Below are 23,827 nucleotides of genomic sequence, written 5' to 3'. Positions count from 1 at the left end.
TTTTTTGAAATTCGCGCATACGATAAACGAAAGAATGTGATAAAATCCGCGCCCCGCGGGTTATAATTAATATTAGAGGAAGACTATGAACGTAATTAAAGGTGTTGTTGCTGCGCCGAAAGCGCGTGTTGCTATCGCTATTGCTCGTTTTAACAACTTTATTAATGATAGTCTGCTGGAAGGCGCTGTTGATGCGTTAGAGCGTATTGGCCAAGTTTCAAACGACAACATTACTATCGTTTGGGTCCCGGGTGCCTATGAACTGCCATTAACCGCGAAAGCGCTAGTTGAAACTAAAAAATATGATGCCGTTATTGCACTAGGTACGGTTATCCGTGGTGGTACTGCTCATTTTGAATACGTTGCGGGTGAGTGCAGCTCTGGCCTGTCCCATGTTGCAATGAATAGCGAAGTGCCTGTAACTTTTGGTGTATTAACCACTGAAAATATCGAGCAAGCTATTGAACGTGCGGGTACTAAAGCGGGCAACAAAGGCGCTGAAGCTGCCTTAACAGCACTTGAAATGATTAATGTGATTAAAGCCATCAAAGGCAAATAATACACAAATAATGTGACGTCGCGGAGAGTGTGTAAACCTCTTTGCGACACAAATTATTGTGTATAGTTTTTAAATTTAAGGGGAATCTTGTGAAACCTGCTGCTCGTCGCCGCGCTCGTGAGTGTGCTGTACAGGCCATTTATTCATGGCAATTATCTGGCAATCCAATTGCTGAAGTCGAATATGAGTTTATTGCTGAACAGGACATGTCAGACGTTGACGTAAACTATTTTCGTGAACTGTTATCAGGCGTTGCGACCAATGCAACTAAGCTTGATCAACTGATGGCGCCTTATTTATCTCGTCAACTCGAAGAGCTGGGTCAGGTAGAAAAAGCGATTTTACGTGTCTCTATGTTTGAATTGAGCTTCCGTGAAGATGTGCCTTACAAAGTCGCAATTAATGAAGGTATTGAATTAGCGAAAGTATTCGGCGCAGAAGATAGCCATAAATTCGTTAACGGTGTATTAGATAAAGCGGCACCAGCGGTTCGCCGTAAAAAATAATAATATCAGGGTTCCCTCCTGTAACACTACAGTAGTCGAGAGGTAGGCTGGGTTTCAGTCTACCTTTGTACTTATAGGCTCGTCATACTTTAAGTTACAGGTGTATTGGCTAGAATTGGCTCAAATGCAGGTTTTAGTCTATTTTAGGAAGTGCAGTCATTTGCCGCCTATTTGTAACTTGAATTATTCAGAGTATAAATTATTTATTTCGTTTAAAACGAAAATAGAGATAGCGAAAACGGAAAATCTACCATGTCATATGGCGAATTTGACCTCATCGCACGTTACTTTAACCGTCAAACCACTAACCGACGTGATGTGAATATCGGTATTGGTGATGATTGTGCGTTGATGACCATCCCGGAAAAACAGCAACTTGCTGTGAGTACTGACACTCTCGTTTCCGGCATTCATTTCCTACCTACGATTTCTCCCGCTGACCTTGCGTACAAATCATTAGCCTCTAATTTAAGTGACCTTGCTGCAATGGGGGCTGATCCTGCATGGGTTTCTTTAGCTATTACACTGCCTTGTGTCGATTGTGAATGGTTGCAGTCTTTTAGTGATAGTTTGTTCGAACAACTAAATTATTATGGAATGCAATTAATTGGTGGTGATACGACTCGTGGGCCTATGAGCTTAACCTATACAGTGCATGGCTTAGTGCCAGTTGGTAAAGCAATGTCCCGTTCTGGTGCGCGTAATGGCGATTGGATTTATGTGACAGGCACATTGGGGGATAGCGCGGCAGGGCTCGCTATTTTGCAAGATAAACTGCATGTTGCGAACACCGAAGACAATGCGTGGTTAGTTGCACGCCATTTGCGTCCTCAACCGCGTATTTTACAAGGCCAAGCCCTGCGTAATTTAGCCTCTTCAGCGATTGATATTTCTGATGGCTTGGTTTCCGATTTAAACCATATTTTAAAAGCCAGTGGCTGCGGTGCGCGGATCAACTTAGATTCGTTGCCACAATCGGAGGCGTTAAAACAAAGTTGTAGTGTAGAACAAGGGCGCTTATGGTCGCTCAGTGGCGGTGAAGATTATGAATTGTGCTTCACAGTACCTGAAATCAACCGTGGTGCGCTAGAAATGGCGTTAGCACATACAGGCTCTGGTTTTACCTGTATTGGGCAGATCAAACCCCAATCCGAAGGGATCCGCTACTTTTGCAATAACCAAGAAGTTGATGTAAACCTTAAAGGTTTCGATCACTTTGTTTCGGAAGGTGTTTATGGCGACTAGCCAAGAAAAAGTAGAAGCGAAAAAACGGCTAAACATGCGTAACCCATGGCATTTACTTGCTACGGGGTTTGGCAGTGGATTATCGCCGATTGTTCCTGGAACGATGGGCTCACTCGCTGCAATCCCATTCTGGCTATTGATGTCAGGGATGCCCGTTTGGAGTTTATGGGTGGTGATTGTTGCAGGCTTCTGGATTGGCTGTATGATTTGCCAACGCACGTCGGACGACATGAAAATTCATGACCACGGCAGTATTGTCTGGGATGAGTTTATCGGTATGTGGATTACGTTGATGGCGATCCCTGTGGTGGATTTTGAGTGGGTTGTCACCGCTTTCTTTATTTTCCGTATTTACGATATGTGGAAGCCTTGGCCGATCCGTATTTTTGACCGTAAAGTTGGCGGCGGTTTTGGCATTATGATCGACGATATCATCGCGGCGATTTTCGCTTATGTAACTGTCTGGCTATGTGTTAAGTTTAATTTGCTCTCATTTTTATGAGTAAAATAAGAAGGCCATCAATGGATGGCCTTGCTTGCTTGTCATCATTAACAAAATTATTCCTTTCGACGACTAATTCCCATTACTGATGTTTGTGCTAGCGTTAACCCTTTGGTTTCTGGAGCAAACAATATCGAAACGACTAAACCTAATAACGACACTCCCGCCCCCATCAATACCACATTACTAATACCATATTCACTGATAAACACAGGCAGAGCCCACGTAGAAAAGATGGTTCCGATACGGCTAATTGACATGATCACACCGACGGCAGAAGCACGGATATCCGTTGGGAACAGTTCATTTGGATAGAGCCATTGTAAGATCCCAGGCCCTCCAGAGAAAAAGGCGTAGATCCCAAACATAATGATCACCAGACAGATCCCAAGGTTGGAAAATAGCCCGAGGGTCGCTAGTGCAAGTGTCATAATGGCAAAGCTGCCAATAAGTAAGGGACGTCTGCCCATTTTATTGAGCCAATACATGGCAGGCAGGCAACCTAACATAAAGAATAGGCTGATCACGACGTTACCGAGTGCGGCGTTTTTACCTTGATCCCAACCGAGCTGCCCAACAATTTGTGGGCCGAAGGTATAGATGGCGAACATTGGGATCACTTGGCAAGTCCAAATAATTGCGGTAAATAAGACGAAGGAAAAATGACGTTTAGTGAATAATTGCAGGAAATGTGTTTTCTTCTGTTCTTCCGCTTCAAACACCACGGGTTGCCCGAATAGTTTTTCCATCATTTTTTCACATTCTTTAATTCGCCCTTTACGTATCAACCACAGTGGCGATTCAGGCAAATCAAAGCGACCGATCAAAATAACGATGCAAGGGATTACTGCGCTGCCTAGCATCCAGCGCCAGCCGCCTTCGACATCGTACAGCACATAGCCCACAAGGTTGGCGCAAGTTGCCCCCACATACCACATCGCCGCAATAAAGCCGACGGCAAATGCCCTTTGTTTGGTGTTTGAAAATTCGGTGATCATTGAGGTAGCGATGGGGTAATCAGCGCCAATCACAATGCCAATCAAAAAGCGCATGAGAAGTAGCTGCAATGGCGTGGAGACAAACATGGTGGCGACAGAAATGACGCCGATCGCCACAATGTCAATGAGGAACATTTTGCGTCGACCGACTTGGTCACATATATAGCCAAAGAGCGATGTACCGATAAATAACCCTGCAAGGGTTGCTGCGCCGAGTAAGCCTATCCACTCGCTGCTTAAATTGAGTAAAGGGGTGAGTTGTTCAAGTGCGACACCGATCAGAACCAATACATAACCATCAAGAAAAGGCCCGCCGCTGCCCCACAGCATGATCCGCCGATGCACGGAGGAGAATTGAATATCATCAAAACTTTTCGGTTTCATTGTGTATCCCAGTGTCAGCGTAAAATACGCTATAAAACTCTCGAAGTCTTTGAAACTTCGAGAGTAATACTAATCAGCCGTAACGAAATTCAATGCCGAAAGTGCCACGTGGGTATTCCCACTTTTCGAGTGCACTCTCTAAGCCTAAAATACGGCAAGTACCGCACTCAAGGCAGCCAGCATAGTCAAAACGGACTGAGCCATCTTCTTGTTTTTTATATAAACCTGCGGGGCAGGCCTTTGTTAAAGTGTCGAGCACTTGCATATCAGGGTGTTCTTTGATGACGATATGTGGATTTTCTTCATCGACATTAAATTTATTGATACCAAGTTTGACATCAACGTTAACTGGCTGGCTCATATTGCTCTCACTCCTTTAATTCCATCCTTGATTAAATTCATGAAGCCCACTTTTTTCGCATGTTGCAGCATGGTTTTACGCAGTGGAACAGGCGCTTCATCCGAAATGGTAAATAATTTTTTCGCAATCCCAATTGCCATTTCTGGGTAAGCGGTAAACATACGTGGGTTATCCAAAAACTCAGGCATTTTTTGGTACATCTTCATGTCACGCAGTGGGCCTTCATTTAATAGTGAAAGATATTCACTGAGCCCTTGCTTGCTAAAGTCTTCTTTTTTCATTGCATTAAGCACAGTTTTAGCTGCCGCTTCACCCGAGGCAACGGCTAAATCCATGCCGCGAATGGTAAACCCAAGGTTCATACACATACCCGCTGCATCACCCGCAATTAACACGCCATCACGGACAAGTTCCGACTGCATTTTTAAGCCTGCTTCTGGCACAACGTGTGCAGCGTATTCAATCATCTTGCCGCCTTCAATTAACGGGGCGACAGCGGGGTGCTGCTTAAAATCTTCTAACATTTGTGGAACAGATTTTTTGGCATCTTTGATATGATGCAAACCACAAACCAGACCTAAAGAGACAGTGTCCTCATTGGTATATAAGAATCCTCCCCCCATTAGCCCATCAGTTGGCGAGCCAGCAAATAGCCATGCAACGCCTTCATTGTCTTTAATATTGAAGCGATTACATAAAACATCTTTAGGGAGTTCGATTAATTCTTTAACCCCAACAGCGACATGTTCAGCGCTCACACGCTTCGTCATGCCAATTTGTTCGGCGAGCAGTGAATTCACCCCATCAGCCAAAATAACAACTTTGGCTTCAAGCACATCACCATCCGCTTCGACACCAACGATTTTGCCGCCCCGCTCGACCAGTTTATCAACTCGGATACCTGTAATGCATTGCGCTCCCGCATTTTCAGCTTGTTCTACCAGCCACGGATCGAGTTTTCCCCGTAAAACAGACCAAGATGTTTCGTCTGGGCTCTGCTCGGCACTATTTTGAAAATCGACGGTGACGGCACCGGTTTCAGTCATAAATGACAGCCTTTCACGGGTGATCATGCGTTCGATAGGCGCTTCTTGGGTAAATCCAGGAATAATGCGTTCTAAACTATGGGCGTACATCCGCCCACCTGTGACGTTCTTCCCGCCAGCGTAGTTTCCTCTTTCAATTAGGAGAACTTGCGCACCTTCACGGGCAAGCACCAGTGCAGCGACAGAACCCGCTAGGCCTGCGCCAACAATGATTGCATCAAAAATATCATCGGACATAGTTTCTCCAAATCATACTAAGCAGTGGAGTGACAACTCCACTGCGATAGGCTTATTTCGCCAATTGTTGCGTTAAAGCAGGCAGAATTTTGAATAAATCACCGACAATGCCGTAATCGGCAAATTGGAAGATAGGTGCGTTTTTATCTTTGTTAATGGCAACGATAGTTTGTGCGCCATTTGCCCCGACCATGTGCTGGATTTGCCCTGAAATACCGACAGCAAGGTAAAGTTCAGGTTTGAGCATTAAGTTGGAAATCCCAACGTAGCGCTCGTGCTCCATCCATTTTTCATTTTCAGCGACAGGGCGGGAGCAGGCAATTTCAGCACCTATGGCATCCGCAAGCGTTTTGGCAATGGCAATGTTTTCTTGGCTGCCGATTCCGCGACCCACACTCACTACAAGGCGAGCTTTGTCTAATTCCACGGAGTTGCCTGCTTTTTTCTGAACCGAGGTACGTACAACAGATTGTTTTGGTTCGACCCATTGTGCAGTTTGAGCCGTTCCGCTGCGTGATGCATCACTTGCAGCTGCTTCAAAGGTGCCTGTGGTAACGGTTGCAATGGAAAAGATGCTATTTAAGGTTTCTTGGCCAAAAGCTAAGCCGCCGTAAACCATATGTTTAATGACTGCTTTGTCGGCTTCGATAGCAATCGATGCCGCATCATTCGATACGGCAGCTTGCAGTCTTGCACCTAAACGAGCAGCCAGTAATTTTCCACGACGTGTATTCGGTAGTAGTAACAGGCCTTTGTCGCCATGTTGTTTAATGGTCGCAACGATGGTGTCAGCGTAGTCTTCCAAAATACGGTCATCAGGTTTGCCCGTTAATTGAAAGACTTGTGTTGCACCCAATTGAAATGCTTGGGAACTTTGTGCTTCATCTAATGCTAATACATTCACTTGCTCACCGAGGGTGAGTGCTCCGCCAATCAATTCGGGTAGACGGGAAGCCATATCGCTAAAGACCCAAACGGTTGATAATTTGCTCATGACGCCTCCGATTAAATAATTTTTCTTAAATGTTCAGCAAATTGTGCAATTTGGTCTTCGCCATCACCTTCAATAATGATGCGTTGACGCACTTTTTGCTTCGGTGCTGCAATCGATTGAGCCGATAAAGCGGCGACATCTGTGAGTGCAATATCAGCGATGCCCCATGCTTGAACTGGCTTTTTCGCAGCGCCTAAAATTGCTTTCATAGACGGAATAACAGGGACGTTAATATCGGAGGTCACTGCAATAATGGCTGGCAGCGGAAGCGACAATGTTTCAATTTCATCTTCAAGTTCGCGCTCAACGACAATGTTATCTGCCCCAAGAGAAACAATTTTCTTCACGCCATTAATGGCAGGAATTTGCAGGCTTTCACCTAGTAGAATGCTGACTTGCTGCGCATTGAGGTCAGCAGAACCGTCACCACAAATGATTAAGTCAAAACCTATTTTTTGTGCGGCTGCACCAAGGGCAATGGCACTTTGATGAGGAAGGGCATGTTCGAATTGGTCATCAATAACCACGACTAATTCATCTGGGCCGCGAGATAACACGTCTTTACGGCCTTTCATGTTGGTCAGCGCTTTGCCACCAATACTTAATGCTGTGATTTTGCTATCGGGTTGTTGTGCTTTAATTTGATTAGCCGCTTCGATGGCATTTAAATCATATTGACTAATTTTGGTATCCGCACGGGAAAAATCTAAAGAGCCATCTGAGCTATTAATAATAATATCTTGTTCATCAGGAACAGATTTATAGCATGTAATAATATTCATTACATCTCCTAAAAATATATTTAATAAATATGATCCGTTTTGGTTTCGGATTATATAATTATCATGAACTGGATATTTAAAAATAAAACCTAGGTCACCAATATTGAAAACTTGAAATTAAACGTGTTTTAAATATTCATACTGCTACCTTACTCACCAATATTGTAAAAATCATCAACTTAGCGACGAAATGTTCAATATTGCTACCCTAATCACCAATACTGAAGGTATTTAATAACATTGCCGTTACAAGATATTTTATCTGTTTGTATTGATTGGTTATTTTGATAATAAAAACACGAAAAAACAGTAACAAATATTTATCACGAATAATATTGTGACCTTAATAACAGAATTGTTAATGATGAGCCGACATGATTTGAATAGTGATTGGATTAATAGTTAATTAAATTTATAGGAATTAAATAATAAATAAGTGGAGAGGTATTGCGAATAATATCTATTTTAAAACTTATGTATTAAATAATAAATCGGGATCGAACTATGAGCAAAGAAAATAAAAAGGGTGGGATAGAACCGAAAGTGTTTTTTCCTCCATTGATCATTGTTGGACTATTGTGTTGGTTAACCGTCCGTGACCTTGATGCTTCGAATGAAGTGATCAACCAAGTGTTTAGCTACGTGACAAACGTGTGGGGCTGGGCATTTGAATGGTATATGGTCGTGATGCTTGGTGGCTGGTTTTGGTTGATTTTAGGGCCATATGCGAAAAAAACCCTAGGGGAAGAGAAGCCTGAATTTAGCCGTGCGAGCTGGATTTTCATGATGTTCGCTTCGTGTACATCGGCAGCGGTACTTTTCTGGGGGTCTATTGAAATTTATTATTATATTTCAACGCCGCCTTTTGAATTTGCCCCTTATTCAACTCAGGCGAAAAGTATTGGGCTTGCCTATAGCTTATTCCACTGGGGGCCATTACCGTGGGCAACCTATAGCTTCTTAACGGTTGCTTTTGGTTACTTCTTCTTTGTACGTAAAATGGATGTTATCCGCCCAAGTAGTACATTAGTACCGCTGGTCGGTGAAAAACGCGTTAATGGTTGGTTCGGAACAATTGTTGATAACTTCTATTTAGTGGCGTTAATCCTTGCGATGGGCACTAGTTTAGGGTTAGCAACTCCGCTAGTGACTGAATGTATTCAGTATTTATTCGGTATCCCTCACACTTTACAGCTTGATGCGATCATTATTTTCTGCTGGATTGTTTTGAACGCAATCTGTGTGGCATTCGGTCTGCAAAAAGGGGTGAAAATTGCCAGTGATGTACGTAGCTACCTGAGTTTCTTAATGCTTGGATGGGTATTCATTGTTGGTGGTGCAAGTTTTATCGTTAACTACTTTACCGATTCTATCGGGGTATTAATGATGTATATGCCGCGCATGCTGTTCTATACAGATGCGGTCGGTAAAAGCGGTTTCCCACAAGGCTGGACAGTATTCTATTGGGCTTGGTGGGTTATCTACGCAATTCAAATGTGTATTTTCCTCGCACGTATCTCTAAAGGTCGTACCGTTCGTGAACTGTGTATTGGTATGGTCGCGGGTCTGACCGCAGGTACCACTCTGATTTGGACGATTTTAGGCAGTAACACACTGCAACTTGTCGACCAAAATATTATTAACATTCCAAAACTGATTGATGAGTTTGGCGTTCCACGCGCCATCATTGAGACATGGGCTGCCTTACCTTTGAGTACTGTAACAATTTGGGGCTTCTTCATCCTCTGCTTTATCGCCACTGTGACACTAATTAATGCTTGTTCTTACACCCTCGCCATGTCGACTTGTCGCGCAGTGAAAGACGGTGAAGAGCCGCCATTGTTAGTGCGCATCGGTTGGTCTGTTTTAGTTGGTGTCATCGGCATTGTTTTACTGGCTCTAGGCGGATTGAAACCAATTCAAACAGCGATAATTGCCGGAGGATGCCCACTTTTTTTCGTCAACATTATGGTAACGCTCTCGTTTATTAAAGATGCCAAAGTGCATTGGAAAGATGACTAATTTACTCAGAAACAACATTTAAGAGGTTATTGATATGGATTTTAGATTGAATGATGAGCAGGAGCTGTTTGTCGCAGGGATCCGTGAACTGATGGCCAGTGAAAACTGGGAAAGCTACTTCGCACAATGCGACCGCGACAGCCAATACCCTGAACGCTTTGTCAAAGCGTTAGCGGATATGGAAATCGATAACCTGCTGATTCCAGAAGAGCATGGTGGTTTAGATGCAGGGTTTATCACCGTTGCTGCGGTGTGGATGGAACTGGGGCGTTTAGGTGCGCCAACATACGTGCTGTATCAACTGCCGGGTGGTTTCAATACCGTACTGCGTGAAGGGACGCAAGAACAGATTGATAAAATCATGGCGTTCCGCGGCACGGGGAAACAAATGTGGAACTCAGCCATTACTGAGCCGGGCGCGGGTTCTGACGTGGGTAGCCTGCAAACTACTTATCAGCGCCGTAACGGTAAAGTTTACCTGAACGGAAGCAAATGTTTTATCACCAGTAGCGCCTATACGCCATACATTGTGGTGATGAGTCGCGATGCAGATTCGCCAGATAAACCCGTCTTTACTGAGTGGTTCTTGGATATGAGCAAACCAGGTATCAAGGTTAACAAACTTGAAAAGCTGGGCCTGCGCATGGATAGCTGCTGTGAAATTACTTTTGATAACGTCGAACTGGATGAAAAAGACATGTTCGGTCGCGAAGGAAACGGCTTTAACCGCGTAAAAGAAGAGTTTGACCATGAACGTTTCTTAGTGGCGCTAACTAACTACGGTACAGCGATGTGTGCATTTGAAGATGCGGCGCGTTATGCCAACCAACGCGTTCAATTCGGCGAAGCAATCGGTCGTTATCAATTAATTCAAGAAAAATTTGCACATATGGCGATCAAGCTCAATTCAATGCGCAACATGTTATACGAAACTGCATGGAAGAGTGATAACGGGCTGATCACCTCAGGTGATGCAGCAATGTGTAAATACTTCTGTGCAAATGCCGCATTCGAAGTGGTGGACTCTGCGATGCAAGTACTGGGTGGCGTTGGTATCGCGGGTGAACATCGGATCGCACGTTTCTGGCGCGACCTGCGTGTTGACCGCGTATCGGGTGGTTCAGATGAAATGCAAATACTGACACTAGGCCGCAGTGTACTGAAACAGTACCGCTAATGACGTAACCGTCGTGGATTGACCCTTTGATCATGGTTAGAGGGTCAACCGAGTTTCACAGGAGAATCGAACATGGCAGCGCATTTACCTATGCCTGAATTTGGCCCGCTTTCTGGGGTTAAAGTCGTATTTTCAGGAATTGAAATTGCAGGCCCATTCGCGGGGCAAATGTTTGCGGAATGGGGGGCAGAAGTTATTTGGATTGAGAACGTGGCATGGGCAGACACTATTCGTGTCCAGCCAAATTACCCGCAGCTATCGCGACGTAATTTACGGGCGCTCTCATTGAATATCTTTAAGGATGAAGGACGAGAAGCATTTCTTAAGTTAATGGAAACGACGGATATATTTATAGAGGCGAGTAAAGGCCCTGCTTTTGCCCGCCGAGGGATCACGGATGAAGTGCTGTGGGAGCACAATCCAAAATTGGTTATCGCTCACTTATCGGGCTTTGGCCAGTATGGCGACCCGCAATATACCAATCTTGCTGCATATAACACCATTGCTCAGGCCTTCAGTGGCTACCTGATTCAAAACGGTGATAAAGACCAACCAATGCCCGCTTTCCCATATACGGCAGACTATTTCTCGGGTATGACCGCCACAACCGCGGCATTAGCTGCGTTATATAAAGCGCGCGAAACAGGGAAAGGGGAAAGCATCGACGTGGCAATGTATGAAGTGATGCTGCGTATGGGGCAATACTTCATGATGGATTATTTCAATGGTGGTGAAGTTTGCCCACGTATGACCAAAGGGAAAGACCCGTATTATGCAGGTTGCGGCCTGTATAGCTGTAACGATGGTTATATTGTCATGGAAATTGTCGGTATCACGCAAATCCAAGAAATTTTCAAAGATATTGGTCTCGCACATTTATTGGGTACTCCTGAGATCCCAGAAGGCACACAACTGATTCACCGTGTTGAATGCCCATATGGGCCACTCGTTGAGGAAAAATTAGATGAGTGGTTAGGCGCACGTTCCATCGAAGAGGTACTTGCAAGGTTAGCTGAGCTGAATATTGCGAGCGCTAAAGTGTTAACCATTCCTGAGCTAGAAACTAACCCACAATATATTGCCCGTGAATCCATCACCAGTTGGCAAACCATGGATGGGGAAACCTGTCGTGGCCCAAATGTGATGCCAAAATTCAAAAACAATCCAGGACAAATCTGGCGTGGTATGCCATCTCACGGTATGGACACCACTGAAATACTAAAAAACATTGGCTACAACGAAAATGATATTCGGGAGCTGGTCGATAAAGGGCTAGCGAAAATTGTTGAGTAATTAAGTGATTATTCAGGTCAATCTTTCCTGTTGGCCTGAATGTTCATTGGGGAAATAGAGGGAAAACAATTAATGGATGTAATCGGTAGACAAAATTTGCGTCAAATGTGGGATGACCTTGCGTTAACTCACCAAGACAATAAGGCGCTTATCTTTGAGTCTTGCGATGGAAATATTCGTGAATTCAGCTATTTAGAAATGAATGAGCAAATCAATCGCACAGCGAATCTCTTTTTAGCCTATGGCATTCAAAAAGGGGATAAAGTTGCCTTACATCTGGATAATTGCCCTGAATTTTTCTTTTGCTGGTTTGGTTTAGCGAAAATCGGCGCAATTATGGTGCCCATCAACGCACGGTATAAATATAACGAAAGCGCGTGGATTATGCAGAACTGCCAACCTCGTATGGTAGTGACTTGCACCGTATTTTTAGATATTTATCAACGTGTTTTGGCGGATGAAAGCACTTGTCTTGAACATGTTTTTTTAATTGCAGATACACCCGTCCGACAACAAGATGGCATTTCGGACTTTTTATCAGAACAAGCGGCTCAGCCAGCGGCGCTCACACAAATTGTTGAGCTCAGTGTGAGCGATACTGCGGAAATCTTATTTACCTCAGGAACAACGTCAAAGCCTAAAGGGGTGATTATCACCCACTATAATTTACGTTTTGCGGGGTACTACTCTTCATGGCAAAACGCGTTACGTGCCGATGATGTGTATTTAACGGTGATGCCTGCTTTCCACATTGACTGTCAATGTACGGCATCGATGGCAGCTTTCTCCGTTGGTGCAACGTTTGTCTTAATCGAAAAATACAGTGCGCGGCGTTTTTGGCAGCAAATTGTTAGGCATCGTGCCACTGTGACTGAGTTAATCCCAATGATGATCCGAACGTTATTAAGCCAACCGCTGGCGGATAACGAAAAAGAGCATTGCCTGCGAGAAGCCATGTTTTATCTCAATTTAAGCGATGAAGAAAAAGAGCAATTTATGGCACGTTTTGGTGTGAAACGCTTTTTAACTTCTTATGGTATGACCGAAACGATAGTGGGGTTAATTGGGGACAGACCTGGTGATATCCGCCGCTGGCCATCAATTGGCCGCCCTGGTTTTTGTTACCAAGCGCAAATTCGGGATAAAAACAACCAACCCGTTGAAACAGGAGTGATTGGCGAACTGTGTGTTAAAGGTGAGCGCGGTAAAACGCTGTTTAAAGCGTATTACAACAACCCCGAGGCTACAGAAAAAGCCTTTGATGGCGCAGGTTGGATGCATACAGGGGACTTCGCTTACCAAGACGAAGACGGCTTTTTCTATTTTGTTGATAGAAGCAGCAATATGATCAAACGCGGTGGTGAGAACGTCTCTTGTAGTGAAATCGAAAATATCATTGCCTCACACCCTGCCATTGTGGATGTAGCGGTCATTGGTGTTGCGGATGATATACGTGACGAAGCCATTAAGGCATTTATTGTGTTGGAAGAAGGGGAAACCTTAACGCAGGAGGAGTTCTTTGCCTTTTGTGAAAAACAAATGGCGAAATTTAAAGTACCAACGTGTGTTGAAGTGCGCAAAGATTTACCGCGAAATTGTTCTGGGAAAGTACTGAAAAAACATCTGCAATAATCGGATCATTCTATTAATTCTGAGGATACCTCTGTTTATTACTTAAAACAGAGGTATCCCCCTATGATGACGAAAGGATTGCACTATGAGTGAATCATTAAAAATTACCCGTAATGGCTCCATTTTGGAAATCGTACTCGATAGGCCTAAAGCGAATGCGATAGATGCAAAAACCAGTTTCAAAATGGGTGAAGTTTTTCTTAACTTTCGAGATGACCCATCTTTAAGAGTCGCCATTATTACAGGGGCAGGGGAACGTTTTTTCTCTGCAGGATGGGATCTAAAATCCGCTGCGGAAGGTGAAGCCCCTGATGCGGATTTTGGTCCAGGTGGCTTTGCTGGGTTGACTGAGATTTTTAATCTTAATAAACCCGTGATTGCGGCGGTTAACGGTTATGCATTTGGTGGCGGTTTCGAACTCGCATTGGCGGCAGATATGATTATTTGTTCAGAAAATGCCAGTTTTGCGTTGCCAGAAGCTCAATTAGGGATTGTTCCAGACAGTGGCGGTGTTTTACGTCTGCCAAAAATAGTGCCTGCACCTATCGTGAATGAAATGGTAATGACAGGCAGGCGCATGGATGCTCAAGAAGCATTGCGTTGGGGCGTTGCGAATGATGTGGTGCCTATTGAAAAATTGATGGATAGAGCCCGTGAGCTGGCAGAGCAAATCACGCAAAGCGCACCATTAGCGGTTGCGGCATTAAAAGAAATTTTCCGTGCAACTGGGGAGTTGACCGTCGAAGAGGGTTACAAACTGATGCGCAGTGGGGTATTAACCAATTACCCAGCGGTTTTACACTCTGAAGATGCGACAGAAGGGCCGTTAGCGTTTGCAGAGAAACGTTCTCCAAGTTGGAAAGGCCGATAATCTAGCCACCTGAGAGGTCAATTGTGAGCTTCTATTCATTTGAAGGCGTAAGGCCCGTGGTACACCCAACGGCGTATGTTCATCCTTCCGCAGTCGTGATTGGTGATGTAATTATCAAAGAAGGAGTATTTGTTGGGCCGAATGCGTCACTCAGAGGGGATTATGGGCGCTTAGTGATTGAAAAAGGGGCCAATATTCAAGATTGCTGCATTATGCACGGTTACAGTGATGTAGAAACGATTGTGCGGGAGTGCGGGCATATTGGTCATGGCGCTATTTTACACGGGTGTATCATTGGCCGCGATGCTTTAGTCGGAATGAATAGCGTCATCATGGATGGCGCCGTGATTGGTGAGGAAAGCATTGTTGCTGCAATGAGTTTTGTTAAAGCTGGTTTTCAAGGCGAACCACGGCAAATGTTAGTGGGGAGCCCCGCACGATTTCTTCGTCAGGTTAAGGATGAAGAACTACATTGGAAGCAATTGAATACAAAAGAGTACCAGGATCTTGCTGGGCGCTATCTTGTTGGGTTAGAAGAGACTAAGCCCCTCACTGAAATTGAAATTAATCGACCAAAACTATTTGGTACCACAGAAGTGAAGCCTAAAGGGCAATAATAGGTATTGGTCGGAAATAAAAAAACGCGGGTTTAAAACCTGCGTTTTTTTATTGATATAACATATTAACTAGCGGCGCTGTGCTTTGGATAACATCCATTGCCATTTCTGTTCTCTATTCAGTTCACTTGGTGGCATTGAAGCCGCTTTCACGGGGGAATCTATGGTGACTTTTTCCGATTGGTGGTTTCTTAAACGAGAATAAAGTTGGTTATCAATTTTACTCACTTTAATTAAACGCTGGCATTGGCACCCACGACCCGATAGTTTATTCGGGATCATTTTAACTTCACATTGGATCTCAGCCACATCCGATAGAATATAAGAAACAATATTAACAGCATTAGGATGCGGAATATCGAAATTGTTAGATATTTCTCTGGCGGTTGTCCAACGACCTTGCTTCATTACCCAATGTGCTATGGATAAATACAAGGGTTCGTTAATATATTGTCCACACATAAGCGCTCCCAAATCTAATTATTAAAATTGAATAAATAAAGAGAAACTATATGTAAATTGTAGTTGGAATAATGTTATTTATCTCCCGTAATAAATTAAAGGAAAATAATTAATTATTAAAGCCTGGTTAAAATTGTTAAAATAATATATTTGTTATTGATTTATTTTACTTTGCTTTTAGATAGTTAAGTAATTTATAACGAATATAAGTCAGAGCCTAAATTGCGCAGTCATACAGTGACAAGGTTCATAATAATAGATTTAAAAATAATTTGCATGTGTTTATTTTTGAAAATTACATTCAAGGTAATAATTTTGTTTATATTCTATTTTTGGGTGAAGAGATAAACATTGTTGTTTATTATCTGATTATATTTGGTTTTTTTATTGGAAGGGATGTTATTAAACTAAGGGGAATATGTAAATGTTGTTATTTTAGATAACTATTTTTATAACAAATTAATCTAATACTCAATTAATGCGTATTTGAAAGAAAATGAGAGTCATTACACGAAATAATGACTCTCATTTAATAAAAGGTTATTTATTCAGGTAGCTTGTGATTGAATTAACAATGCCTTTGGCATTTAATCCAAGATCGGCAATCAGCTCTTCTTGGCTACCTTGGGAGATAAAGTAGTCTGGCAAGCCAAGGTTTAATACAGGAATTATTTTCTTTTCATGCATTAAAAACTCGTTCACGCCACTCCCTGCGCCACCCATGATGGCATTTTCTTCGAGTGTCACTAACACATCATGGCTATTTGCCATCTCGAGGATCAATGCTTCATCCAAGGGTTTCACAAAGCGCATATCCACAACGGTCGCATTTAATTGCTCTGCGGCTTCAAGCGCGTGGCTGAGTAAGGTCCCGAAGCACAGAATAGCCACTTTTTCACCTTGGCGGCGGATGACTCCTTTACCAATAGGTAATGGTGCTAAAGGCTGGAGTTCAGCCCCTGTACCCGTACCACGAGGGTAACGGACAGCACTTGGACCATCGTTATAGTGGTAGCCAGTGTGTAGCATCTGGCGGCACTCATTTTCATCACTAGGGGCCATGATAACCATGGTTGGTATACAGCGCAGGAATGAAATATCAAAAGACCCTTGGTGAGTTTGCCCATCGGCACCTACGATCCCTGCGCGATCAATTGCAAACATCACGGGGACTTTTTGGATTGCTACATCATGAATAACTTGGTCATAGCCACGTTGCAAGAACGTTGAATAGATAGCGACAATCGGTTTATAACCACCAATCGCTAAACCTGCAGCAAAGGTTACAGCGTGTTGCTCAGCGATAGCGACGTCGAAGTATTGGTCTGGAAATTCTTTTGAAAAACGCACCATACCAGAGCCTTCACGCATGGCTGGCGTGATAGCCATTAATTTGCCATCATCTTTTGCTTCGTCACACAACCAATCACCAAAAATTTTGGAGAATGTTGGGCCAGTTTCTTTGCTTTTCGGTAACGTAAAGGTACTTGGGTCAAATTTAGGTACTGCATGCCAGCTAATTGGGTCTTTTTCCGCAGGCTCATAACCGCGGCCTTTTTTGGTCATGATGTGCAGAAATTGTGGCCCTTTTAAGTCACGCATATTTTTCAATGTTTGGGTGAGTGCAACAACATCGTGCCCATCGACAGGGCCAATATAGTTGAAACCAAGCTCTTCAAACATTGTACCAGGCACCACCATACCTTTGATGTGTTCTTCGGTTTTCTTCAGTAATTCTTTAATCGGTGGCATGTTAGAGAACACTTTTTTGCCACTTTCGCGTAATGTGGTGTACAGCTTGCCAGAAAGTAAGTGCGCCAAATGGTTATTGAGCGCGCCAACATTTTCTGAAATCGACATTTCGTTGTCGTTGAGGATAACCAGCATATCTGGCGCGGCATCTCCTGCGTGGTTCATGGCTTCAAATGCCATCCCTGCCGTGATTGCACCATCGCCAATGACACACACGGTTTTACGGTTTTGTTTCTCTTTTTCTGCCGCAATGGCCATACCTAAACCAGCACTAATGGATGTTGAGGAATGGCCAACGCTTAAAATGTCATACTCACTTTCACCACGCCATGGAAATGGATGTAAACCATTTTTTTGACGAATAGTATCAATACGGTCACGGCGTCCCGTTAAGATTTTATGGGGATACGCTTGGTGGCCGACATCCCAAACTAGGTTATCAAAGGGGGTTTTGTAGACATAATGCAAGGCAACAGTCAGTTCTACTGCACCAAGACCAGAGGCAAAGTGACCGCTAGAGCGACCCACGCTACTCAGTAAAAATTGTCTGAGTTCATCACAAAGCTTAGGTAAGCTTTCTTTGGGCAGCAGACGAAGCTCATCAGGCGTCTCAGCCAGTGCTAGCGTTGGATATTTAGCGATATCAATACTCATTAGGTGCTCACTTATAATTAATCAAAAATACCCATCCTATTTTCAGCGACAGTAAGGGGCTGTATTTTCTTACGCTAGACATACATAAAAATCGATGTTTCGCGATTTGTTCTATTAGCCACTGACCCATCACATCAAATAGTTAAGGTAAAGCCCGTTTTACAGCTTAAACTACATCGGGTAATCAATGCCGTAATTATCAGTCTTCTTAATGCCTAAAGGCAAAGCATATTGTCAGCTTTTACGCTCAATAATAAAATTAGCTAAAGCACTTAGCATCTCTATATTATACCCATGGGATTGGATCGTCTCTAAAGCGTCTATTGCATCATGATATAGCTCACGCGCTTTTTTCTGTGCAGCCTCAAGGCCGAGTAGCGATGGGTAAGTACTCTTTTCATGTTCAGCATCCGCGCCTTGGCGCTTACCCGTTACCGCACTATCCCCAATGACGTCTAGGATATCGTCTTGAACTTGAAAGGCAAGTCCAATGGATTCGGCATATTTATCTAAGGCTGGTAACAATTGATGGCCTTTATCGCCAGCGGCATATGCCCCAAGACGAATCGCTGCACGAATGAGCGCACCAGTTTTATGTTGATGAATACGTTCTAATGAAGCAAGGTCAACATGTTTGCCTTCTGCATCTAAATCAAGGGCTTGGCCACCACACATTCCTGCTAGGCCACTGGCGTAAGCTAGTTCAGCTATCATCGCGATACGGTCTTTATCAGAAATATCAGGCATTTTCGCTGAAGCAAGTAACTGAAACGCGAGGGTTTGTAAGGCATCACCCGCTAAAACGGCATTACCTTCACCATACTTGATATGGCAAGTCGGCTGGCCGCGACGTAAATCATCATCGTCCATAGCGGGTAAATCATCATGAATCAATGAATAAGCATGAATACATTCAACTGCTGAGGCGGGGGCATCAAGGTTTTCTTCACTGACACCCAGCATGGAGCCGACTGCATAGGTTAGAAAGGGGCGTAAACGTTTCCCACCTAATAATGCACCGTAACGCATTGCATTGGCTAATGGCAGTTCTGCAAAAGGCAGTGCATTTAGCGTATCTAATAGGTATTGGTTAACTCTGTCGTAGGCATGTTTTTGTTGCAGTGCAAAGCTATCTGGAAGTTGTTCAGACATAATTTATTCAGTTTCAGGTGAAAAATCGGCAAGGGGTTTATTTTCATCATCGCTAAGCAATATTTGTACGCGTTGTTCGGCCTGTTGCAGTACTTTTTGACCTTGTTTGGCGATTTGGACACCACGCTCGAATTCATTGAGCGCATCTTCTAGTGGAAGATCGCCAGATTCGAGGCGAGCAACAATTTGCTCCAGCTCTTGAAGTGAGTTTTCGAAACTAACAGTTGGAACTTGCTGAGATTTTTCTTTAGCCATGTTATTTAGCCACTAATGTTAAATCAATATATTTGGAGTATTTTAAATATTTAGCAGACTAACGCAGTCTTGCTACGGTTACAATTTATTATTGGTGTTTTTAGATTCAGTCCGCAAGATAGTGTTATAATACGCCTCTTTATTGACAATTGGTAACGTGTACATGTGTCACTGTGAGATACATTCGTTAGCCCCAACAACCATGAACATGCAGCTATTATGAAGTTTATCATTAAGTTATTCCCAGAAATTACCATTAAAAGCCAAACTGTTAGGCTACGTTTTATTAAAATTTTGACCAGTAATATCCGTAACGTGCTTAAGTCACTTGGCGAAGAAATTTCGGTTGTCCGTAATTGGGATAACATAGAAGTGCGTGTGAAAGGGGAAACGAAGCATGACGAAATTTGTGACATGCTCGGTCGTATTCCAGGTATTCACCATATTCTTGAAGTTGAAGAAAAACCGTTTACCAGTTTGCACCATATCTTTGAAATGGCCCACGAAGCTTACGGCCCATCATTGGAAAATAAAACCTTCTGTGTGCGTGTAAAGCGCCGCGGTAAACATGAGTTTTCATCTATTGAAGCTGAGCGCTACATTGGCGGTGGGTTAAATCAACACATTGCTTCTGCGAAAGTGAAGCTTAAAGACCCTGATACCACCGTACATTTAGAAATTGAAGATGACAAACTCATCCTAGTGAAAGCGCGTATTGAAGGGATCGGTGGTTTCCCAATTGGTACTCAAGAAGATGTTTTATCGTTAATTTCAGGCGGTTTTGACTCAGGCGTTTCCAGCTACATGCTAATGCGCCGTGGCTGTCGCGTGCACTATTGTTTCTTTAATTTAGGCGGCGCAGCCCATGAAATTGGTGTGAAACAAATTGCGCACTATTTATGGAACCGTTTTGGGAGCTCCCATAAAGTGCGCTTTATTGCCGTTAACTTTGAACCTGTCGTCGCAGAAATTTTAGAAAAAGTCGACGATGGCCAAATGGGTGTTGTATTAAAACGTATGATGGTGCGTGCGGCGTCGAAAGTTGCAGAGCGTTATGGTGTGCAAGCGATTGTGACGGGGGAAGCACTTGGGCAAGTTTCTAGCCAAACCTTAACAAACTTACGTTTGATTGATAATGCGTCTGATACGTTAATATTAAGACCGCTGATTTCCCATGACAAAGAGCACATTATCAAATTAGCTCGTCAAATTGGGACGGAAGATTTTGCGAAAACCATGCCAGAATATTGTGGTGTGATTTCGAAAAGCCCAACAGTGAAAGCGGTAAAAGCACGGATCGAAGCGGAAGAAGCTAACTTTGACTTTTGTATTTTAGAGTCTGTTGTTGAGCAGGCACAAAATATCGATATTCGCCAAATCGCACAAGAAAGTCTAGAGAAAGTCCCTGAAATTGAAATGGTCAGTGAGCTTTCAGTGGAAAATGAAGTGATTGTGGATATCCGCTCTATTGATGAGTTCGAAGATAAACCTTTGAAAGTTGAAGGTATGGAAATCAAACATATTCCATTCTACAAACTCAGCACACAATTTGGTGACTTACCAAAAGATAAAACCTATCTATTATATTGTGACCGTGGGGTGATGAGCCGTTTACAGGCGTTGTACCTCAAAGAACAAGGGTTTGATAATATTAAGGTTTACCGCCCATAAGCGAGACAGGGTGCTTGTACCACAAACCGACAATAGAAAGAGAAATGTGGGGGAGATAACTCCCCCACAAGACTACTTACCGCATGATAAAGTAGCTTGAACCAGAGTATTTCCACTACTGATGCTTAACGAACACAATCTTTCTTGCATCATGCCTGAAAAACTCAATACCGTAAGACACACGGTAATTAACACTACAAGGGCAATTTTGGCCATTCCTCTTGACTCCTTTTCTAAAAGGAGACAGAATCAAACTGTTTGGGTTTTGAGACTGCCTCGGATTAAGATTAACATCTAAATTCGGGGCTTTCGTCTTTTTGGCTCTGGCAAATGCTTGAACCAAAATGATCCAAGCACCCGTCGCAATCATAACAAAAAGCCGTGAGCTTCAAAGGCTTTTTCAGTCATTATCTGTAAAATAAATCATTTTAATTCAGTGTCTTAATTGATTCTTAACCAATTATTCATGATGGGTATGAGTAGAGGGTTTATCTTCCAAATAATCGTTAATTCCATTCGGTAAAACAAGCTGCCCAGCAACGATTCCTGCGATTTCTCGACCAACTAATAATTCAATTAGTTTTAATGCAAAATCAAAGGACGTAGCGGGCCCTTGGCTGGTCAATAAATTGACGCGTTCATCAAAGTAAACTCGGCGATCAACCCATTTACTCGCAGGAATTTTATCTTTCATCGACGGATAGCAGGTCATATTACCAAGGGGAAATAGTTGGTGGTGTTCTAATACAATGGCAGGGGCAGCACAGATTGCTGCAACAATGTTACCGTCCAGATGCATACGGCGAACTTTTTCAACGACTAATGGGCTATCACGAAATGTTTCAGCGCCTTGGAGGCCGCCAGGTAGAACGATAGCGTCAAAAGGTTCATCAGCCACTTTAATTAATGGGATGTCTGCGACGATTTTCATACCCCGTGAGGCGGTGATTTGCAGGGAGCCGTCTTCATTAGCACTAGCAAGAGTGACTTGAATGCCTGCTCTGACTAATAAATCCGCAGTAGTGACAATTTCAATCTCTTCACTACCATGGGTGATGCAAATTAGAACGGAAGTCGTCATATTGTTGTTCTCTATTTTTGACTAAATGATATAAACGGTCATTTTCAGGGGTATTTAGGCCATGAGCTCGGGCTTGTTTGATTAAAAATCCCGTGATGTAATCAATCTCTGTGCGACGATTATTGCGAATATCCTGTAACATGGACGAGTAGTTATTAGCGGTATTTTGAATAATGCCATTAATATACTCAGTCAGTTCTGTTTTATCGGTGTGTAACCCTTCTGCTGCCATAACGTGGCAGATTTCATCAATAACCCGTGAAATTTGCTCTGTGTGGTAAGTTAATTCACCATTTTTACAATTATGTTCTACCGTGAGAGGGTTGATAGCACAATTAGCGATCAGTTTTCGCCAACAGGTGGTCAAAATCTGATTGTGCCAAGCAACGTCAGGAAGTGCTTCATGTAGGATATCTGCAATAGGGTAATAAGCTTGTGCTTGTGAATTGATTGCCCCAATATGTGTCATTCCGTGAGCAACATGAAATACTTGGTTGTTTTCTTGCCAAGCCGCATGGGTTGTCACACCTGCTAAAACGGGGTGTCGCAAAGGTGCTAGCTCTTCTATTGTCCCCATTCCATTATGGAGGAGTAAAATGGGTGTTTTTTCAGGAATATTGCCAAGTAGAGGCAATAAGGCATCGGAAACTTGCCATGCTTTTAAGCAGACAATCACCAGTTCACTGGTTTGTAGATGATTGATATTATTACAAGGAATGAGTTCGCGAAAAGTACGTCCACCAGGTTCATTCACATCGACAAACAAATCGGGCTGAGCCACACGCAGCCAGCCTTGAGTATCATGGCCTTGTAAGGTGAGGCCAGCAAGCCAAAGCTTACCGATAGCACCACAACCGATCAGGGTTATTTTCATAGTGTCCCTCTGAAATATGTGCTCTGACACCTTGTCATCTCTGACATTGGCTATCTAACCAAGTATATACCTTAGTGTGCGTTAATTATAGCGTAAGGAAGGAGAGAGCCCTGATAACTTGAAGTGCAGTGGCTAAAAACGTTATCATGCATGCAACAAAAAATATCCTTAGAGGTCTGAACAATGCCATCATTTGATATTGTGTCTGAAGTTGAAATGAATGAAGTGCGTAACGCGGTAGAGAATGCGCAGCGCGAGCTTACGAGCCGCTGGGACTTTAAAAATGTTGAAGCAAGCTTTGAACTTAACGATAAAAATGAATCAGTAAAAATCACCAGTGAATCGGATTTCCAAGTCCTCCAACTGGTCGATATTTTAAGGGAAAAAATGGCGAAGCGTGGTATTGATGGCGCAGTGCTAAATGTCCCTGACGATATTGTTCATAGTGGGAAAACTTATAGCGTTGAAGTGACGTTCAAACAAGGCATCGATGCGGCTATTGCTAAAAAAATCATTAAGTTAATCAAAGACAGCAAACTGAAAGTCCAAGCGCAAATTCAGGGTGACCAAGTGCGAGTGACAGGTAAAGCACGCGATGATTTACAGTCGGTTATGGCACTAGTGCGTGGCGGGAATTTAGGCCAGCCTTTCCAATTTAATAACTTCCGTGATTAATTACGACGAGTAAGTTATCAATAAA

Annotated in this window: 24 protein-coding genes; 12 read left to right on the top strand and 12 right to left on the bottom strand. The window is 43.3% G+C overall.

Annotated features, from left to right (window positions below; all coding sequences use genetic code 11):
- The first annotated feature begins 85 nt into the window (after positions 1–85).
- The 4 genes from ribH (at position 86) to pgpA (ending at position 2,812) form a co-directional block, all read left to right on the top strand.
- The gene (gene ribH, locus AABS66_RS10895) at positions 86–559 is read left to right on the top strand and encodes a 6,7-dimethyl-8-ribityllumazine synthase (RefSeq protein ID WP_206084570.1); all 474 of its coding nucleotides are present in this window, start codon (positions 86–88) and stop codon (positions 557–559) included.
- 89 nt (positions 560–648) lie between these two features.
- Complete coding sequence (gene nusB / locus AABS66_RS10890) at positions 649–1,065, top strand: transcription antitermination factor NusB (protein WP_036958557.1); 417 nt, start codon at positions 649–651, stop codon at positions 1,063–1,065.
- A gap of 252 nt (positions 1,066–1,317) precedes the next feature.
- On the top strand, positions 1,318–2,310 hold the full coding sequence (thiL, locus tag AABS66_RS10885) for a thiamine-phosphate kinase (protein ID WP_206084571.1): 993 nt from the start codon (positions 1,318–1,320) through the stop codon (positions 2,308–2,310).
- Positions 2,300–2,812, top strand: coding sequence for a phosphatidylglycerophosphatase A (gene pgpA / locus AABS66_RS10880; RefSeq protein ID WP_206084572.1), 513 nt, complete (start codon positions 2,300–2,302; stop codon positions 2,810–2,812). The genes thiL and pgpA overlap by 11 nt, the downstream gene beginning before the upstream one ends.
- A gap of 56 nt (positions 2,813–2,868) precedes the next feature.
- On the opposite strand, the gene AABS66_RS10875 is transcribed toward pgpA, so the two are convergent.
- The 5 genes from AABS66_RS10875 to fixA form a co-directional block, all read right to left on the bottom strand.
- A complete protein-coding gene (locus tag AABS66_RS10875) occupies positions 2,869–4,194 on the bottom strand; it encodes an MFS transporter (protein ID WP_206084573.1) in 1,326 nt (441 codons plus the stop codon).
- A gap of 73 nt (positions 4,195–4,267) precedes the next feature.
- Positions 4,268–4,555 (bottom strand): ferredoxin-like protein FixX, encoded by a 288-nt coding sequence (gene fixX / locus AABS66_RS10870; protein ID WP_206084574.1) that lies wholly within the window; start codon positions 4,553–4,555, stop codon positions 4,268–4,270.
- Positions 4,552–5,838 carry an FAD-dependent oxidoreductase FixC gene (gene fixC / locus AABS66_RS10865; RefSeq protein WP_430224914.1) on the bottom strand — a complete coding sequence of 429 codons (1,287 nt, stop codon included), beginning with the start codon at positions 5,836–5,838 and terminating at the stop codon, positions 4,552–4,554. The genes fixX and fixC overlap by 4 nt, the downstream gene beginning before the upstream one ends.
- Before the next feature lie 52 nt (positions 5,839–5,890).
- Positions 5,891–6,832, bottom strand: coding sequence for an FAD-binding protein (locus AABS66_RS10860; protein WP_206084576.1), 942 nt, complete (start codon positions 6,830–6,832; stop codon positions 5,891–5,893).
- An 11-nt stretch (positions 6,833–6,843) separates the two neighbouring features.
- Positions 6,844–7,614 (bottom strand): putative electron transfer flavoprotein FixA, encoded by a 771-nt coding sequence (gene fixA / locus AABS66_RS10855; RefSeq protein WP_206084577.1) that lies wholly within the window; start codon positions 7,612–7,614, stop codon positions 6,844–6,846.
- 504 nt (positions 7,615–8,118) lie between these two features.
- Between fixA and caiT the strand changes: the two genes are divergently transcribed.
- The 6 genes from caiT (at position 8,119) to caiE (ending at position 15,226) form a co-directional block, all read left to right on the top strand.
- Positions 8,119–9,636, top strand: a complete 1,518-nt coding sequence (caiT, locus tag AABS66_RS10850; RefSeq protein ID WP_206084578.1) for an L-carnitine/gamma-butyrobetaine antiporter — start codon at positions 8,119–8,121, stop codon at positions 9,634–9,636.
- A gap of 34 nt (positions 9,637–9,670) precedes the next feature.
- Positions 9,671–10,813: a crotonobetainyl-CoA dehydrogenase gene (gene caiA, locus AABS66_RS10845; protein ID WP_102139025.1), complete on the top strand. Its 1,143-nt coding sequence runs from the start codon at positions 9,671–9,673 to the stop codon at positions 10,811–10,813.
- A 72-nt stretch (positions 10,814–10,885) separates the two neighbouring features.
- Positions 10,886–12,106 (top strand): L-carnitine CoA-transferase, encoded by a 1,221-nt coding sequence (caiB, locus tag AABS66_RS10840; RefSeq protein ID WP_206084579.1) that lies wholly within the window; start codon positions 10,886–10,888, stop codon positions 12,104–12,106.
- 72 nt (positions 12,107–12,178) lie between these two features.
- Positions 12,179–13,738 carry a crotonobetaine/carnitine-CoA ligase gene (gene caiC, locus AABS66_RS10835; RefSeq protein ID WP_272538993.1) on the top strand — a complete coding sequence of 520 codons (1,560 nt, stop codon included), beginning with the start codon at positions 12,179–12,181 and terminating at the stop codon, positions 13,736–13,738.
- 85 nt (positions 13,739–13,823) lie between these two features.
- Positions 13,824–14,609: a crotonobetainyl-CoA hydratase gene (caiD, locus tag AABS66_RS10830; protein WP_206084581.1), complete on the top strand. Its 786-nt coding sequence runs from the start codon at positions 13,824–13,826 to the stop codon at positions 14,607–14,609.
- A gap of 23 nt (positions 14,610–14,632) precedes the next feature.
- Positions 14,633–15,226: a carnitine operon protein CaiE gene (gene caiE, locus AABS66_RS10825; RefSeq protein ID WP_272538994.1), complete on the top strand. Its 594-nt coding sequence runs from the start codon at positions 14,633–14,635 to the stop codon at positions 15,224–15,226.
- A gap of 69 nt (positions 15,227–15,295) precedes the next feature.
- Here the strand turns inward: caiE and caiF are convergent, their stop codons facing one another.
- The 4 genes from caiF to xseB all read right to left on the bottom strand — a co-directional run bounded on the left by caiF (position 15,296) and on the right by xseB (position 19,501).
- A complete protein-coding gene (gene caiF / locus AABS66_RS10820; RefSeq protein WP_206084583.1) occupies positions 15,296–15,688 on the bottom strand; it encodes a carnitine metabolism transcriptional regulator CaiF in 393 nt (130 codons plus the stop codon).
- A 540-nt stretch (positions 15,689–16,228) separates the two neighbouring features.
- On the bottom strand, positions 16,229–18,094 hold the full coding sequence (gene dxs, locus AABS66_RS10815; RefSeq protein WP_206084584.1) for a 1-deoxy-D-xylulose-5-phosphate synthase: 1,866 nt from the start codon (positions 18,092–18,094) through the stop codon (positions 16,229–16,231).
- Positions 18,095–18,328: 234 nt separating this feature from the next.
- The gene (gene ispA / locus AABS66_RS10810; RefSeq protein WP_206084585.1) at positions 18,329–19,246 is read right to left on the bottom strand and encodes a (2E,6E)-farnesyl diphosphate synthase; all 918 of its coding nucleotides are present in this window, start codon (positions 19,244–19,246) and stop codon (positions 18,329–18,331) included.
- A gap of 3 nt (positions 19,247–19,249) precedes the next feature.
- Positions 19,250–19,501 carry an exodeoxyribonuclease VII small subunit gene (gene xseB, locus AABS66_RS10805; protein ID WP_206084586.1) on the bottom strand — a complete coding sequence of 84 codons (252 nt, stop codon included), beginning with the start codon at positions 19,499–19,501 and terminating at the stop codon, positions 19,250–19,252.
- Between the two features lie 219 nt (positions 19,502–19,720).
- Here xseB and thiI point away from each other — a divergent pair, with 219 nt between their 5' ends.
- Entirely contained in the window at positions 19,721–21,172 is a 1,452-nt protein-coding gene (gene thiI / locus AABS66_RS10800) for a tRNA uracil 4-sulfurtransferase ThiI (RefSeq protein ID WP_206084587.1), read from the top strand.
- A 72-nt stretch (positions 21,173–21,244) separates the two neighbouring features.
- Here the strand turns inward: thiI and AABS66_RS10795 are convergent, their stop codons facing one another.
- The 3 genes from AABS66_RS10795 to panE form a co-directional block, all read right to left on the bottom strand.
- On the bottom strand, positions 21,245–21,388 hold the full coding sequence (locus tag AABS66_RS10795) for a Hok/Gef family protein (RefSeq protein ID WP_430224913.1): 144 nt from the start codon (positions 21,386–21,388) through the stop codon (positions 21,245–21,247).
- Between the two features lie 244 nt (positions 21,389–21,632).
- Positions 21,633–22,253, bottom strand: a complete 621-nt coding sequence (gene yajL / locus AABS66_RS10790; protein WP_272574211.1) for a protein deglycase YajL — start codon at positions 22,251–22,253, stop codon at positions 21,633–21,635.
- A complete protein-coding gene (gene panE, locus AABS66_RS10785) occupies positions 22,216–23,127 on the bottom strand; it encodes a 2-dehydropantoate 2-reductase (RefSeq protein ID WP_206084590.1) in 912 nt (303 codons plus the stop codon). The genes yajL and panE overlap by 38 nt, the downstream gene beginning before the upstream one ends.
- 183 nt (positions 23,128–23,310) lie before the next feature.
- On the opposite strand from panE, the gene AABS66_RS10780 reads away from it, so the two are divergent.
- The gene (locus tag AABS66_RS10780) at positions 23,311–23,802 is read left to right on the top strand and encodes a YajQ family cyclic di-GMP-binding protein (protein WP_042846924.1); all 492 of its coding nucleotides are present in this window, start codon (positions 23,311–23,313) and stop codon (positions 23,800–23,802) included.
- Positions 23,803–23,827: the final 25 nt, after the last annotated feature.

Source organism: Providencia sp. SP181 (assembly GCF_050446505.1).
Classification (GTDB): domain Bacteria; phylum Pseudomonadota; class Gammaproteobacteria; order Enterobacterales; family Enterobacteriaceae; genus Providencia; species Providencia vermicola.
Note: the sequence above shows the minus strand (reverse complement) of the source record. Positions and strands in the feature narration are given on the sequence as shown.